Here is a 14548-nt window from a genome sequence, read left to right as displayed (position 1 = left end):
CTCCTTTTGTTTAGACAATTGAAATTGTTTTATTTGTTTGCGGCTTTTGCTGATTATCTCTCGCAAAGGCCGTGGTGCCAGTTCTGGCGACTTCTTTAATGCCGTATGGCTTAAGTAATTCAATGAGTGCTTCAATTTTTGAAGACTCACCTGTCACCTGAATGACGACACTCTCTCTGCTCACATCTACAATAGAAGCTCTAAAAGGTTCAATGACCCCCGTGATCTCCATTCTAGATGCTGGTGCAGATACGACTTTTATCAAAGCCAGCTCTCGCTGAACGATTGATTGGTTTGTAATGTCTGTTACTTTCAGAACATCGATTTGTTTGTTCAGCTGTTTTGTCAGCTGTTCGATGTCTTTCTCTTGGTCTACATGGACGACGAACGTGATGCGTGATACATCTTGAATCTCAGAATGGCCGACCGTAATGCTTTCAATGTTGTAGTGTCTTTTGGTAAAGAGGCCTGTGATTCTGTTCAGTACGCCTGATCGATTTAATACAGTCAACACAATAATTCTTTTCAAGGTTTCACCCCCACCATCTCATGAAGTCCTTTCCCTGGTGCTACCATCGGGAATACTTTTTCATCTCTCGCTACATTGACATCGATGAAAACAGGCTCTCTAGAGGTTAAGGCTTCTTCGAGCTTTTCTTTTGCCTCTTCGTCTGATGAGATTCTGATTCCTTTAATGCCATAAGCTTCAGATAATTTCACGAAGTCTGGCTGCTCTGAAAATTTAGAATGCGAGTAGCGTTCTTCGTAGAAAATTTCTTGCCATTGTCTTACCATTCCAAGGCTGTGATTATTGAGTACAATCACTTTGACTGGAAGGTTCAGCTCACGGATAACGGCAAGTTCTTGCAGGGTCATTTGGAAACCTCCGTCTCCTAAAATCGCTACAACGGTTGCCTCTTGATCAGCAAGCTGGGCGCCGATGGCTGCTGGTAATCCGAAGCCCATTGTGCCAAGTCCTCCAGATGTGACCCACTTATCTGCATTTTCAAAAGGATAGAACTGTGCCGCCCACATTTGATGCTGTCCGACATCAGTTGCGACAATGGCTTCACCTTTTGTGAATTGATGAATGTATTCAATCAGCTTTTGAGGTTTAAAACCTTCAGCTTCGTTTTCAACGTACCAGAGTGGATATTCTTCCTTCCACTGATCTAATTGATTTTTCCATTCGTCTGATTCCCCTTGCTTCCCGTCTTGCTTGATCAGCTCTTCAAGAACGAGCTTACTGTCTCCAACAACTGGGATATGGGTATGAATGTTCTTGCCAATTTCCGCTGGGTCGATGTCAATATGAGCGACCTTCGCATGTTTCGCAAAATGATTGAGGTTGCCTGTTACCCTGTCATCAAATCTTGCTCCGATTGAAATGAGCAGGTCACATTGATGAAGAGCCATGTTTGCTGCATATGTGCCATGCATACCAGCCATCCCTAGGAAAAGAGGATGCTTTGCCGGGAATCCGCCAAGTCCAAGCAATGTATGAGCGACTGGGATTTGCTGCTGCTCTACATACTGTCTTAATTCTTCAGATGCTTTGCCATGAAGAACGCCGGCTCCTGCTAGAATGACTGGTTTTTTCGCTCTGCTGACAGCTTCTACTAATTTGCGAATTTGCAAATAGTTCGGCTCTACTTTTGGCTGATAACCAGGTAAATCAATTGGCTGGTCATATTCAAACGTTCCTTCAATGCCTGCGACATCTTTTGGAATATCGATCAATACTGGACCAGGTCTGCCTGTTGTTGCAATATGGAATGCCTCTTTGATGACACCCGGTAATTCCTCTGGATTTCTCACCTGGTAGCTGTGCTTTGTAATTGGCATTGTGATGCCGAGTACATCTGCTTCTTGGAAAGCATCCGATCCAATGACTGACGTTGCCACCTGCCCTGTGAATACAACTAGGGGAAGTGAATCAATCATCGCATCTGCAATTCCTGTCACAAGGTTTGTCGCTCCAGGCCCTGATGTTGCAATGACAACACCTGGTTTACCAGATACTCTTGCGTATCCTTCTGCTGCGTGAATCGCTCCCTGCTCATGTCTTGGCAGAACATGAAATAAACCAGAATCGTAAATTTTATCGTAGATTGGTAAAACTGCTCCGCCTGGATAGCCGAAAATGACTTCTACTTTTTCTCTTTTGAGTGCTTCAATTAACATGAGTGCACCGTTCATCGTTTGTGGTGCTTTTGATTTTTCCGTCTCCATTTGTACATTTGTCCCCATTTGATTTCCTCCTCTTTGTCTTGCTTCAGTCAAGTCCTTTCACCCTTTTCCATTCAAGATAGAGATATGAGACCATATAAAAAAGCCTTCTCACCCCACAATGACACTACTTTTCACTAGGTCAAAGGGGCGAAAAAGCTTTGTTTTTCGCGGTACCACCCTTGTTCACGGCAAACCCTGTTGCCGTCTCATGGACATCTTTCGTCCATTTTGGTAACGAGTGAGCAATGTCACTCGGCCTGCCCTACTATCATTTCAAGCAGACACTCAGAGGTGAGTTCACTTTAGAAAGTAACACCGGTTTCCAGCTAGCACCGGCTCTCTGTAGATACTGACTCTAAAGCTACTAGTCCTCTTCAACGTTTATCGATATCTATTTAACTTGCATGAATGTTTTCATCTGTAAAAACAACTTTTTCTCCTTCTTCAACTACCCGCTTACGGAATTGTTCAAGAAGTTTGTTTGTGTGGAACCCAGGTTTCCCTTCACCGATTGTACGGCCGTCAACTTTTACAACGGCGATGACTTCGGCTGCGGTTCCTGTTAGAAATACTTCTTCTGCTGTATACACATCATGTCTTGTGAAAGGTTCTTCTTTCACTTCGTAGCCTAAGTCTTCTGCAATTTCCATGATGGCATTTCTTGTGATGCCTTCAAGTGCGCCGATATAACCTGGCGGTGTATAAAGCTTGCCTTTTTTATAAATAAACACGTTGTCTGCAGAACCTTCCGCCACGTACCCTTGATCGTTCAGCATCAGCGCTTCACTCACACCGGCCATATGGGCTTCGATTCGGACAAGAATGTTATTCAAATAGTTTAATGATTTCACTTTTGGGCTAAGAACATCTGGACGATTTCGTCTTGTTGGAACCGTCACAATGTCAATACCCGTTTCATATAGGTGCTTTGGAAAAATGGCCAGCGGCTCTACAATGATCACTGTGTTGGCTCTCCCGCAGTTGTTAGGATCTAATCCAAGATCACCCGCTCCTCTTGAGACAACAAGGCGGATATAGGCATCCTTTAGGCCGTTCCTTTCAACTGTATGAATCATTTTTTCCGTGAGTTCCTCAAGTGAATATGGAATGTTCAGCATAATGGATCTGGCGGAATCATACAGACGGTCTAAATGTTCTTTCATTCGAAAGATATTTCCGTTATACACGCGAATCCCTTCGAAAACACCGTCGCCATATAAAAAGCCATGATCGTAAACTGAAATTTTCGCATCCTCTTTTTTCACGAGTTCATCGTTTAAAAAGATCCACTGTTCCTTTTGGTCTTCCATTTTCAGTGAGCACCCTCTCTTTCAAACAAAAAGTAGTTGAATTTTCAGACACTTTATTTTGAAGTGTCAATCGCTTGCACTGCGTGTTTGTTTAGCTTTTGTTGAACCCATCTTACGCCGCTTTCCATACAGTGTCAACAGCATTTTTAAAATTATTAGACAATTTAGACTAATCAAAATTAAATGTATACGCTTACACCTTTGCTAGACAAGGAATGAAAAAACTTAAAATTTTTTGTATTTTTTCTTCAATTTATTTACTTTACATGAACGCTTTTCTTTTGAGAAAACTTTTGTGATATTTTTTCACATAATTTTTGATGAATATTGTGAGATTTCAATGACTTTGTCTTTTCTTTTGGCATGCCTTTCTAAAGCGTTTTCCTATGAATTTATGATAGAATGAGAGCATCTAATAGAAGGAGGGCAATACATGGCTAACATCAGAGGTTATATCGGTACGTATACAAAGGGAGACAGTAAAGGCGTTTATACGTTTACATTAAATACGGACAAGCAGCAGATTGAGCAAGTAGAAGTCGCTGCTGAGCTTGAAAATCCTACATATTTAACCGTGTCAGAGGATCAAAATTTTGTTTATGCTGTTGTGAAAAAAGGATCACAGGGCGGCCTTGCTGCGTATCAAATTGATTCAACAACAGGCAGACTTCACTTCATCAACCAAGAGCTTGCCGATGGAGCTTCTCCTTGTCACGTCAGCGTGGACAGTCAAACGAAAACAGCGTATACAGCAAACTATCATAAAGGGACAGCAGAGATGTATGAGATCGATGCTGAAAATGGCTCAGTGATCCGCACGCTCTCACAGGCGCAGCATGAAGGAACTGGCCCTAACGAAGATCGTCAGGAAAAGCCACACACCCACTTTATGGGTCTCACGCCAGATGAACAATTTGCTGTGGCTGTTGACCTTGGAACAGATGGAATTTATACGTATAAGAAAGAAGACGGCAAACTTCAGCTTGCTCATACATTTGAAACAAAGCCAGGCAGCGGACCTCGTCATATCACATTCCACCCAACGAAACCTGTGGCATATGTCATGACAGAGCTAAGCTCAGAGGTCATTGTGCTTCGTTACTTTGAAGATGGTCATTTTGAAGAGATTCAAACAATCGCGACCATTCCAAGCGATTTTACAGAGAACAATCAAGGAAGTGCCATTCATGTCTCTTCAGACGGCCAATTTGTTTATGCAGGAAATCGCGGTCATGACAGCATTGCGATTTTTAAAACAGACGCTGACGGCCGATTAAGCCTAGTCGAGATTGCTTCTTCTGAAGGAAACTGGCCTAGAGATTTTGTGCTTGATCCAACAGAAGAATTCCTCGTCGGTTCAAACCAAGAATCTAGCAATCTCGTGTTATACAAACGCGACAAAGAAACAGGACGACTCACTGTATTACAATCAGACATTACCGTCCCTCATCCAGTTTGCGTGAAATTTTTAGGATAAAAGAAAAAAGCCTCCAATAACGGAGGCTTCAGATTGTTGACAAAGGGCTAAAATGAAAATCATTTTAGCCCTTTGTCTTCTTTTCAGCGTGATAGAAAACCTTTGCAGTCTAGGAAGGACGAGCACCGGAGCGGAGCGAATTGAAACATTCGTGAGCACTGGAGCGCAGACCTGACAACGAATGCGAGGGTTTGTCTACACGCTAAAGCCTCCAATAACGGAGGCTTTTCTTTATGCAGACGGCATACCGCCATCCTCAAGCTTTTGATCAATCAAAGACGTATCGGTTTTTTCGCCGAACCATTTTGACAGCCTGTCTTTTGCTTTTCCTTTCACATCATCATCAATGTACATTGCTACTTGAAATAGAGCAAATGTAATGGCGCCTAAATCATCTGTATAGCCGACACCAATCAATGTATCAGGAATGAGGTCAAGCGGAAGGATAAAGTAGCCGAGTGCTCCAATAATCAAGGTCTTTGCTTTGACAGGCACTTCGGGTTTTTGCAATGTATAGTAAAGTAATAGCACAGCATAGACTAGAGAGACACCAGCTTTTTGTGCCGTCTTTTTTAGCTTTTCCCAAAAGGCATGATCATTAAAATGCTTCTTCGAACGCTTTAATAGTTCTTTTTTCTCAGAACGATTCATCATATCGCCTCCATCTACAGCATAGCCCTTTTCCCTCAGTTATACAAGATATCCGCTGATTCGACAAACAAACAGCAGCAGAAAGCTGCTGCATTCTACTGCTCTTTGTAAAACTTTTCAATTGCTTTATCGATGTACACCCATCCTTTATAAGACACATGAATCGTATCTTTAAAGAAATATGGATCGTACTCATGCTTAGTCAAATCCGCGACTTCATACCCATTATCTCGAATTTGACGATTGATTTTTTCATAATAACCTGTACGGCCTTCTTTCGGAAAACCAGTGTAATCATACCACTTTCCGTTGACAGGAATCGTTACAAACAAAGGCTTTGCCCCTGCCTGTTTTAAAATATCCAGCATGATTTGAAAATCTTTATATTCTGGTGATTCGGCATAAGAATGACCTTCACGGGAATCCTTCATCTTCTTCATGATCGGTTTCAGTTTGCGGTCAAACAATTTTTGATTAATATAAAACGGATTGTCCCCTGCTCTTTCCGCACCAAAAATGCTCGCTTCTTTTTCAAGCTCAGCCCATGTTTTTCCTTTGACTGAAGGAGACGGTTGAAGCTTGCGCTCATGCCCCGATCCAATCGTATAGTACATGTCTTTCTTTTGAAGCATGCCATAATACATTTTCGCAATAGGAGAAATCGCGCCATAAGCGAACTTGTTTCCAGATAGCTCTGCTTTAAAAAGCTCTGTAATCACCATGTCGTTTTTGACTGCTTTAAACTTCATGATTCTTTTAATCAGCTCTTTTTTCACAGTTGGATCAATTTCTTTATTATAGGCGAGATTCAGCGCTTGAAGCGCTGAATAGTTAGGGGCAAAGTGATTCTCGTCAGATCCCCATTTCACAAACCACTGCGGGGACACGATAAATACAAGCTTCTTCCCTTTTAATTCATCCATATGCGCTGCAAAGTTCATCGCATGAATTAATGATTGCGATCCACCTTTTCCAATAAGATAAGGTGTAAACCCTTGAGGATTCTCATGAAAGAAATTCGAAGGGTGATATGGATCAAAACGTGATAGTTCAGAAGATCCATAGATCGGCAAATAAGTTGGATCTTTTAGCATTTCATCTTGTAAATAAAGCCCTTGAAACATCCCTGGATCTAATTCTGTGGCTGACTTTTGTAATTTGTCTTTTGGGATCAGGTGTGAGAGCCATGCATTTGGTACAAGAAGAACACCAATGAATAGAACAGCCGCTAAAATAAGCGGCCCAAAAAAACGCTTTTTCATTACTTCATCTCTGCCAGCTGCTCAGCAATATGATTCGGCGTATCCCACACATCACGATCGAATTCTGTAATCGGAACAGTGATTCCGAGTTGACTTTCAATTGCCATAAGCAGTTCTACTGTACCAAATGAATCAAGAAGACCTTCTTCAAAAATCGCAATCTCTGGATTTTCTTTCACAACGTCGTCCTGACAAACCTCTGCAATAATACCGTATACTTGATTTTTAAATTCCATAATTTTCTACTCCCTTAATCATTAATGATGAAATGGTTTTCCTGAAAAAATATAAAATCCGAAACAAATCACATGGAATGTAATAATGATAGACACAACCATTGTGACCTTATTATCCGGCCACCACTTGTGCTTTTTATTCCATTTCTCAAATAAATTGTAACCGGACATGACAACTGCATGATATAGTCCGTAAATAATATATTGAAGGGCAAGACCATGCCAAGCACCCATCAATAGAAAGAGAACAAAATACCCGATATTTGATACAGCCATACGGTTCTTGATCCACTTCTTTTTGGTCATAAAGAACACAAATCTCATAAACACGTAGTCTCTGAACCAGAAGGACAGGGACATGTGCCAGCGATTCCAGAAGTCTTTAATATTGCGGCTGATAAACGGTTTATTAAAGTTCTCTGGCGACTTAATGCCCATAATATAACTCACACCTACAGCAAATGCTGTATATCCAGCAAAGTCAAAGAACAAATACATGCTGTAAGCATACATATACGTTAACTGCTGAACAAAGTGACTGCTGCTAATGTGATGAATATTCATCAGAATATATGTGTGAATCAGATAACCAATAATGAACTTATATAAGAAGCCAATGAAAATTTTATGAATGCCGGAATACAGAAGATCACTGTATGCTTCCTTTTCAGGCGGTGTATCCATATCTTTTTCAAATCGGCGGTAACGGTCAATCGGACCTGATGAAATCGTCGGGAAAAAGACAATGAAATAGACCAAACGATGAATCGGAATTTTCTTCTTAATCAAGCCGTCTCTTGTCTCGATAATTAACTGAACACCTTTAAATGTTAAGTACGAGATCCCCAAAAAGCTCAGCCAGTTTATTGGCGGCGGCTGGTGCGGCTGATGAGTTAAAAAGAACGGTAATACCTTTGACAGCACAAGCGGCAAAATTGATGCCACCACTGCTGCATAGAAAACGGATGCCTGATTCGCCTTTAGCCGGTATGCAAGGTACAGGCGAATGATTAAGACTTGCCACACCGTGAACAAGAAGAGCAGCAGTGCGCCATGTGCATCCTTTGAGAAAATAAGCGCGAGTGCCACAACCGTTGCAAACATGTTGTAGCCCTGCATTCTTTTGCCGCGAAGACCAAGAATGATTGTCGGCAAAAGAAGAATACCAATTAGAATGAAGAAAAAGAATGAACTAAACGGAATCATAGAAGAACCTCTTTCGCAATTCTCTTACGGTCAACCTTCCCGTTTGGTGTCATGTACAGCTGCTCCAGATAGACAAACTTTCTTGGAATCATGTACGCTGGCAGTGAATCCGCCATTTCTTTCTTAATCGCACTTGTCAGCTGATACTCTTTTTCAAATGAATGAGCTGCTGGAACAATCGCTGCAATCAAGTACTCGACATGACCGTTTGGCTGGAATGGCACAATCACACAAGCATTGACATAGGTTGTCTCGCTTACATGATATTCAATTTCTTCAAGCTCCATCCGGTATCCATGAAGCTTAATTTGATAGTCGAGACGACCGTGGCACGTAATTAATCCATCCTGCGCCACACCTGCGTCACCTGTGCGGTAAGCAGGGCGTCCTTCGTATTCAAAGAACACTTTATCCGTTAAGGCTTGTTCACCTAAGTAGCCTCTCGTGACGCTTGGCCCCACGATGACAATTTCGCCTTTCTCACCATCAGAAAGTGTCTTGCCTTCTTCATCTAAAATGACGATATCTGTATCAGGTTTGGCATAGCCGACTGGTAAAGAATCGTGCTGATCAAGAATCTCCTGCGTGACTTCAATCGATGTGATCGCAACAGTTGCTTCAGTTGGACCATACGTATTAAAGACCTGCGCCTTTGGAAAACGCTCCAGAAGTGCACTTGCTACAGCTACAGGAAGCGCCTCACCGCAGAACAAGAAAACTTTCAGCTCTGGTAAAAGCTCTCCTGTAAAGGAAGGGTCCATTAAGCACATTTGCACAAAGGATGGTGTTGATGTCCACACTTCAACGTCAGATTGACCAAGTGCTGCAAACATATCCTTTGGCTTATTGACAAGATCTTTTACTAAACAGTAAAGCGTGCCGCCTGATTGAAGCGCTGGATAGAGATCCATCACTGATAAGTCAAAAGAAAATGGTGCTTGATTTAAGAATGTGCGTCCCTCACCAATTGGGAAGTCGCGGCACATCCACTCTGTAAAGCTTTCTAAATTATTGGCTGTTACCTGAACGCCTTTCGGTTTTCCGGTACTGCCAGACGTATAAATAATGTAGAAAACATCATCTTGTTGAACCCACTGCGTGGATGGCGGTGCTTCTTTTTCAAGTGCTAAAAGCGATGCCGCACTTTTCACTTCAATGTGCTCTTCTACATCTAATACATTCTGCTCATTTGCACATATCAATAGACTGGCTTTTGAGCTTTCAATGATTGAGACGATGCGCTCGACAGGTATCGAGATGTCGACCGGAATATAAGGTCTGCCTGATTTCACACTGCCTAAGAAAGAAATCAGCATCTCTGGCTCCATATGACCGTAGACAATGACAGGTTCACTGCCAGCTGCGACTGAATCGATCGCACCAGCCATTTGGTCTGATAAATGCCAAAGCTCATCATATGTGATCGACGCCTGTTGAGAAACAAATGCTGGCTGTGTTGGTTTCGTTTGCTGGTATTCATGAATCGTGTGTAATAGTTTCATAGTTTAATCTCCAATTAAAAATCGTTGTAAATGAATGATCCCGTATTTGCTGTGTGGAATCCGTAAATAAAGAACAATAATAGCAAAATAAGTAAGTAAAAGCTTGTATATCCTATCCATTTTACAGACTTATTTTCTGATAGCTTTTTGAATAGCATATTGATAACCTCTTTTCTTTTGACACTTATAGAGACGCATGGATCATCAAAAGAGTTTCATATCAAACCATAAAATTTTTAAGAATTGCTAAAAAAATGTCGAACCTTGGAATGTCTCTTTTGAGCAAAGCTGTCTTATTGTAACAAAGATTTAATACATTTGAAATGAAATCCGAGCTTAAATTTGCCTTAAAATTGCTGAAAGCTGTCGAACTAACGCAAAAGCCACCTAGTCGGACTAGATGGCTTCGATTTCAATTACTTCTTATATTTATTGACTTCGAACATGAGAATGTTTTTAAACACTACATAATCCTTTTTACTTTCAAATGGACCTTTGTTATTGTCATGCTCGTCAATTTCATAAAATCCCGGGCCTTCTCCTGCATCACGCTTTTTGTACCATGATAGGAAAGCGTTGACTTCTTTCATTGAAAGGTCATACTCTTTCTGTAAGCCATTGACCATTGTGATGATGAGTAGTGCATCGCCGTCTTCATTTGTTGTATCGTCTTTAGGCGGTGTGGTTGGTTCTGGGTCTTTGTCACCAGGTGTTTCTGTGTTGTTTGGAAATTGCAGGTCTTTTAAAGATAAAGAGATGACTGATTTGTAGTTTTGATCTGCAATCTCTGTATAATTCTCATTATAATCTCTACCACCTATAAGGTATAATGTATCATCAATAACTACTGATGAAGCTCCTATTCGCATATTGTGGTAAGGCACATCTATTCTAACTAATTCTTCTTGTTCAGTATCATATGCAATTAAACTTCTTGTTGAACCACCGGGAAATATCATGTTATTTTTATAAGTTACACCATTCAAGTAACCACTGACAAACCCTTTTTTCTTTGCAGTCCAAACTTCTTTTTTAGCGTCAAATTCAAAAACTTCACGTTTATCGTTTTTGCCAAAGATGTAAAACTTCTCATCTAATACTAGACCGATTGCTCCTTCTATTTTTACATTTAGAGGAGCTTCTTCTTTCCATGTTTGCTCAGAAAGATCATAGCTAAAAAACTCTTTTCCACCAAATACATAAATTTTATTTCCAATAACACCCGCTTGAACGTTATATGAGCCTTTTGATTTGCTAACAAAGGGAATATCAGGTAACGTTTCCCATTCGTCATTTTTTGTATCATACACCTCGAACTTATTATAAGTAAAACCCGTATGTTTTCCAGCAAGGACATATATTTTTGAACCTACTACTACTGATGCTGCTCCTCCTCTTCCAGTAGGTATATCTGTCTTTTTAGTCCATTTGTTTACAGATGGATCATATTCTAACGTTTCTTTATCGGCATTAAACCCACCAATTACATAAATCTTCCCATCTACAGCATTAGCTACAGCTCCCACTCTTGCTGTTGGCAAATCAGCTAATTGATTCCATTCATCCTTAGCTGCATGTACCATTTGAACTGACTGCGTGAATGAAAGGATTACTAGTAACATCATGACGATCCATTTTTTCAAAAATAACACTCCCTTTTCATTATCTTACTTCTTCATTATCGGAGTGTTTTTTTATTTTTATAGAACAAAAGGAATTTATTCTATATCTCTTTTATCATGATTAGTAGAGATAATGTTACCATAAGAAGGTTTTAAATGATTTATATTCCATTTAAGGATAATAGAGTATATAATATATATGTGTTAAAAAAAATACTAGGAGGATTTAATATGTTTAAGAAATTAGCAGTTACTACATTACTGGCTTCAGCAGTCCTAAGCACAGGATCAATTGCAAGTGCAGCAGGTTCAAGTATTTCTAATAATTTTTCTCCAATAACACATACTCTTTCAACACTTTCAGCAAAGTCCAATGGTCAAATTTCAACGAAAGCATCTTCCGTGTACTACTTACAAGAAAGAACATTACAAGGAAATGGTTCAAACTTAGATTATTATAAAGGCACTAAATTCACTATTAGAAATAGTACTGGAACTATCTATAAAGGATGGCAGGAGTCTCAAAGAAATGATGCAAAAGCTCATGTTGAATATAAATTAGTAGATGCACAAACAGGTAAAAAAGTCTCTGCATTATCTTATTATGGTGATGTGAAGAAAGCTGATGGTCGTTTATGGTTAGAAATCAACTTTAATAATGTTTCGACTACCAAAGACTATTATTTGGAAGTAACAAACCTTGGTAAATATCCTGTTACTCTTGCAGGTAATGTATATAATTAATTTTAAAAGTAGTCTCTTTGGGACTACTTTTTTCTCTTGATCTATACTCCAGATGCATGTTTACTTAATTGTCCTCCGTTCCGTTTCTCTCCGTTACTACATCTTTAATATGCTAAACCTATATTAAAGAACAATAAAAAACCCATGATTTCATGAGTTTCTCATCAGTCCATTATTAGAAAATCCGTCACAAGACAAGTAGGTTCTCCGTTTTCATCTAGCCCCCAAAAGCTTGGATACATTCCGTTACCGAAGCTTGTTGTAAACATGGCAATGTCCACCTTGTCATGAAAACTGGTGACGAGCCAGTCCCATGTGTGCTTGTAGTTTTGCGCAAGAGCTTCTTCAAATTCCTCGTAAAGATAAAAATCATTGTCCTCTTTATACCGCTTATCCTCATACGCTTGAAGATATATAGCTGACTCCCCATCCATAAAGCAGCCCATAATTTAAAAAAGATTAGTGAAGAAGATGATCTTTTACAAAGTGATTCGATAAAATCAAAAATCACTGATTTCTTATAGTGCCAATAACCAAATGTCTTTCTCAAAGTAAAGGTCGGAAACTTCAAAAGTTTCTTTACCAATAAGAGAAAGGGAAACCAATTCTGCGGCAATTAGCTTTACATATTTAAAGAGTGGAGTCTGACTACCTACTTTGAAAATCTCATGAACAAAATTGAGATACCTAATAGGACCTGTAAAATACTCTTCTTCTCCTTCGCCTTTATACATTTCTCAACTTCCGATAAATTGGTCTGCAACTTTTATTACTTCCCAGCCTTGATTGCTGCCACGTGTTAAAACACCTGAATATTCCAACCTACTCATGAAAGTTTACTCAAACTCTTCAAATAACTCCTTCACAAGTTTATTCATTATTAATACTTGGATTAGCAGTCAACAACATAAACATTTAAAGGGAATAAGTACATTTGGAGGGAATTCAATGACACAAGAATCTGATGAGCGTAAGTTGCAACAAATCAAACAAATGCAACAGATGTTTCTAGAGAAAATGAAAACTCAACCTTATCCCATGTACCCTAATTACGGAAAAATCACACGCTATGAAGAAATCCCAATTAATTTACCTGAACAACGTCAACTTCGTCATCCTGGTGTAGAAGGTTTAATGGTACCACTTCCAATTATTGAAAATACAAATTACAAAGGGAGTGGTAAGTTAGCGGGAAAAGTTGCTCTTATTACAGGAGGGGATAGTGGTATTGGTGCAGCCGTAGCCATTGCCTTCGCAAAGGAAAGTGCTGACGTTGCAATTGCATACTTAGATGAACACGAAGATGCTAATAGAACAAAAGCAAGAATCGAAGAACTCGGGCAACGTTGTTTATTGATGCCAGGAGACTTGCGAGATAAAAGGCAATGTATCACCATTGTAGAGAAAACAGTAAAAACCTTCGGACGTCTAGATGTTCTATGTAACCACGTTGGTATCCAATTTCAACAACCAAGCCTTCTTGACATTACAGACGAACAATTCGATGACACCTTTAAAGTCAACATATACTCACATTTTTACACAACCAGGGCAGCGCTTCCTTACTTAAAACCAGGCAGTTCTATTATCGGTACTTCTTCAGTCGTAACGTATGTAGGTGAACAACAAATGATTGATTATACAGCCACAAAAGGTGCAATTGTTGGTTGGACACGTGCTTTGGCTAAAAATGTTGTAAAACAAGGAATTCGTGTAAACGCTGTTGCTCCAGGTCGAATCTGGACGCCGCTCATTGCAGCAAGCTTCTCGTCAGACCAAGTGGCTGTATATGGAGCATTTAACCCAATGGAACGAGTTGCCCATCCATTTGAACTCGCACCAACATTTGTTTATCTAGCTTCTGATGATTCACGTTTTGTTACAGGTCAAGTGCTGCATGTTGACGGTGGGGAATCCACACATTCCTAATATAAGGAGGTCATTGGATTGAGATATGAATTTAATCCAGAAGTAGAGTTATTACTTGTGAACCATTCAATGGAAAAAGTCACCATGGTTTATATGGAGCATTCATGGCTAATGTCTGAAATTGGACGTAGACCGCCTTATTATTGCTATCCAAATTATGAACTGAATTATCCAATCATTTAAATAAATCGCAGTTATTCAGGAACGTTTAGGGCATACAAAAATGGATACAACTATGTCAATTTACGCTCATGTCATTGAAGAAGCTGATCAGAAATCAGCCACTCATTTTGATAGCTTCTTTGATACAAAAACAGAGAACGGAAATCCTTAAAAATAAATCCGCTCCCTGTTTTGAAGCGAGTTACGAATTTATG

16 protein-coding genes and 1 other annotated feature are annotated in these 14548 nt (G+C 39.9%); of the genes, 4 read left to right on the top strand and 12 right to left on the bottom strand.

Annotated features, from left to right (window positions below):
- Nucleotides 1–10 precede the first annotated feature (10 nt).
- From ilvN to ilvE, 3 genes are all read right to left on the bottom strand, one after another.
- Nucleotides 11–529, bottom strand: a complete 519-nt coding sequence (gene ilvN, locus AMR95_RS11480; RefSeq protein WP_007501584.1) for an acetolactate synthase small subunit — start codon at nucleotides 527–529, stop codon at nucleotides 11–13.
- On the bottom strand, nucleotides 526–2250 hold the full coding sequence (gene ilvB, locus AMR95_RS11475; protein ID WP_025092480.1) for an acetolactate synthase large subunit: 1725 nt from the start codon (nucleotides 2248–2250) through the stop codon (nucleotides 526–528). Before ilvB ends, ilvN begins: the two co-directional genes overlap by 4 nt.
- A 122-nt stretch (nucleotides 2251–2372) precedes the next feature.
- Nucleotides 2373–2619: a binding site (T-box leader), on the bottom strand.
- 8 nt (nucleotides 2620–2627) lie between these two features.
- Nucleotides 2628–3542, bottom strand: coding sequence for a branched-chain-amino-acid transaminase (gene ilvE, locus AMR95_RS11470; RefSeq protein ID WP_039180440.1), 915 nt, complete (start codon nucleotides 3540–3542; stop codon nucleotides 2628–2630).
- A gap of 433 nt (nucleotides 3543–3975) precedes the next feature.
- Between ilvE and AMR95_RS11465 the strand changes: the two genes are divergently transcribed.
- Entirely contained in the window at nucleotides 3976–5019 is a 1044-nt protein-coding gene (locus tag AMR95_RS11465) for a lactonase family protein (protein WP_058838321.1), read from the top strand.
- Nucleotides 5020–5250: 231 nt separating this feature from the next.
- On the opposite strand, the gene AMR95_RS11460 is transcribed toward AMR95_RS11465, so the two are convergent.
- The 7 genes from AMR95_RS11460 to AMR95_RS11435 form a co-directional block, all read right to left on the bottom strand.
- Nucleotides 5251–5670: a YkvA family protein gene (locus AMR95_RS11460; protein ID WP_058838320.1), complete on the bottom strand. Its 420-nt coding sequence runs from the start codon at nucleotides 5668–5670 to the stop codon at nucleotides 5251–5253.
- A 95-nt stretch (nucleotides 5671–5765) separates the two neighbouring features.
- Nucleotides 5766–6932, bottom strand: coding sequence for a D-alanyl-lipoteichoic acid biosynthesis protein DltD (dltD, locus tag AMR95_RS11455; protein WP_039180447.1), 1167 nt, complete (start codon nucleotides 6930–6932; stop codon nucleotides 5766–5768).
- The gene (gene dltC, locus AMR95_RS11450; protein WP_024423191.1) at nucleotides 6932–7168 is read right to left on the bottom strand and encodes a D-alanine--poly(phosphoribitol) ligase subunit 2; all 237 of its coding nucleotides are present in this window, start codon (nucleotides 7166–7168) and stop codon (nucleotides 6932–6934) included. The genes dltD and dltC overlap by 1 nt, the downstream gene beginning before the upstream one ends.
- Nucleotides 7169–7189: 21 nt before the next feature.
- Complete coding sequence (dltB, locus tag AMR95_RS11445; RefSeq protein ID WP_058838319.1) at nucleotides 7190–8374, bottom strand: D-alanyl-lipoteichoic acid biosynthesis protein DltB; 1185 nt, start codon at nucleotides 8372–8374, stop codon at nucleotides 7190–7192.
- A complete protein-coding gene (dltA, locus tag AMR95_RS11440; RefSeq protein WP_047203967.1) occupies nucleotides 8371–9876 on the bottom strand; it encodes a D-alanine--poly(phosphoribitol) ligase subunit DltA in 1506 nt (501 codons plus the stop codon). Before dltA ends, dltB begins: the two co-directional genes overlap by 4 nt.
- A gap of 14 nt (nucleotides 9877–9890) precedes the next feature.
- Nucleotides 9891–10040, bottom strand: coding sequence for a teichoic acid D-Ala incorporation-associated protein DltX (locus AMR95_RS18885; protein ID WP_024427820.1), 150 nt, complete (start codon nucleotides 10038–10040; stop codon nucleotides 9891–9893).
- A gap of 252 nt (nucleotides 10041–10292) precedes the next feature.
- Entirely contained in the window at nucleotides 10293–11528 is a 1236-nt protein-coding gene (locus AMR95_RS11435) for a Kelch repeat-containing protein (RefSeq protein WP_231746883.1), read from the bottom strand.
- A 201-nt stretch (nucleotides 11529–11729) separates the two neighbouring features.
- Between AMR95_RS11435 and AMR95_RS11430 the strand changes: the two genes are divergently transcribed.
- Nucleotides 11730–12242, top strand: coding sequence for a hypothetical protein (locus AMR95_RS11430; RefSeq protein WP_058838317.1), 513 nt, complete (start codon nucleotides 11730–11732; stop codon nucleotides 12240–12242).
- A 164-nt stretch (nucleotides 12243–12406) separates the two neighbouring features.
- On the opposite strand, the gene AMR95_RS11425 is transcribed toward AMR95_RS11430, so the two are convergent.
- A complete protein-coding gene (locus tag AMR95_RS11425) occupies nucleotides 12407–12676 on the bottom strand; it encodes a DUF4241 domain-containing protein (RefSeq protein ID WP_058838316.1) in 270 nt (89 codons plus the stop codon).
- A gap of 84 nt (nucleotides 12677–12760) precedes the next feature.
- Nucleotides 12761–12976 (bottom strand): hypothetical protein, encoded by a 216-nt coding sequence (locus AMR95_RS11420; RefSeq protein ID WP_058838315.1) that lies wholly within the window; start codon nucleotides 12974–12976, stop codon nucleotides 12761–12763.
- Nucleotides 12977–13190: 214 nt separating this feature from the next.
- Here AMR95_RS11420 and AMR95_RS11415 point away from each other — a divergent pair, with 214 nt between their 5' ends.
- Nucleotides 13191–14171 (top strand): SDR family oxidoreductase, encoded by a 981-nt coding sequence (locus tag AMR95_RS11415; protein ID WP_058838314.1) that lies wholly within the window; start codon nucleotides 13191–13193, stop codon nucleotides 14169–14171.
- A gap of 18 nt (nucleotides 14172–14189) precedes the next feature.
- On the top strand, nucleotides 14190–14354 hold the full coding sequence (locus AMR95_RS19245; RefSeq protein WP_181950619.1) for a hypothetical protein: 165 nt from the start codon (nucleotides 14190–14192) through the stop codon (nucleotides 14352–14354).
- Nucleotides 14355–14548: the final 194 nt, after the last annotated feature.

It is taken from the genome of Bacillus sp. G1(2015b), from assembly GCF_001482475.1.
Classification (GTDB): domain Bacteria; phylum Bacillota; class Bacilli; order Bacillales; family Bacillaceae; genus Bacillus; species Bacillus safensis.
The sequence above is the reverse complement of the archived record's forward strand: the minus strand, read 5'-3'. Positions and strand labels throughout refer to the sequence as shown.

What these genes read in the sequence shown, in the direction of transcription:
- ilvB (WP_025092480.1), bottom strand. Translation starts at nt 2,250, where the DNA reads ATGGGGACAAATGTACAAATGGAGACGGAAAAATCAAAAGCACCACAA.
- ilvE (WP_039180440.1), bottom strand. Translation starts at nt 3,542, where the DNA reads ATGGAAGACCAAAAGGAACAGTGGATCTTTTTAAACGATGAACTCGTG.
- AMR95_RS11465 (WP_058838321.1), top strand. Translation starts at nt 3,976, where the DNA reads ATGGCTAACATCAGAGGTTATATCGGTACGTATACAAAGGGAGACAGT.
- AMR95_RS11460 (WP_058838320.1), bottom strand. Translation starts at nt 5,670, where the DNA reads ATGAATCGTTCTGAGAAAAAAGAACTATTAAAGCGTTCGAAGAAGCAT.
- dltD (WP_039180447.1), bottom strand. Translation starts at nt 6,932, where the DNA reads ATGAAAAAGCGTTTTTTTGGGCCGCTTATTTTAGCGGCTGTTCTATTC.
- dltC (WP_024423191.1), bottom strand. Translation starts at nt 7,168, where the DNA reads ATGGAATTTAAAAATCAAGTATACGGTATTATTGCAGAGGTTTGTCAG.
- dltB (WP_058838319.1), bottom strand. Translation starts at nt 8,374, where the DNA reads ATGATTCCGTTTAGTTCATTCTTTTTCTTCATTCTAATTGGTATTCTT.
- dltA (WP_047203967.1), bottom strand. Translation starts at nt 9,876, where the DNA reads ATGAAACTATTACACACGATTCATGAATACCAGCAAACGAAACCAACA.
- AMR95_RS11430 (WP_058838317.1), top strand. Translation starts at nt 11,730, where the DNA reads ATGTTTAAGAAATTAGCAGTTACTACATTACTGGCTTCAGCAGTCCTA.
- AMR95_RS11425 (WP_058838316.1), bottom strand. Translation starts at nt 12,676, where the DNA reads ATGGATGGGGAGTCAGCTATATATCTTCAAGCGTATGAGGATAAGCGG.
- AMR95_RS11420 (WP_058838315.1), bottom strand. Translation starts at nt 12,976, where the DNA reads ATGTATAAAGGCGAAGGAGAAGAAGAGTATTTTACAGGTCCTATTAGG.
- AMR95_RS11415 (WP_058838314.1), top strand. Translation starts at nt 13,191, where the DNA reads ATGACACAAGAATCTGATGAGCGTAAGTTGCAACAAATCAAACAAATG.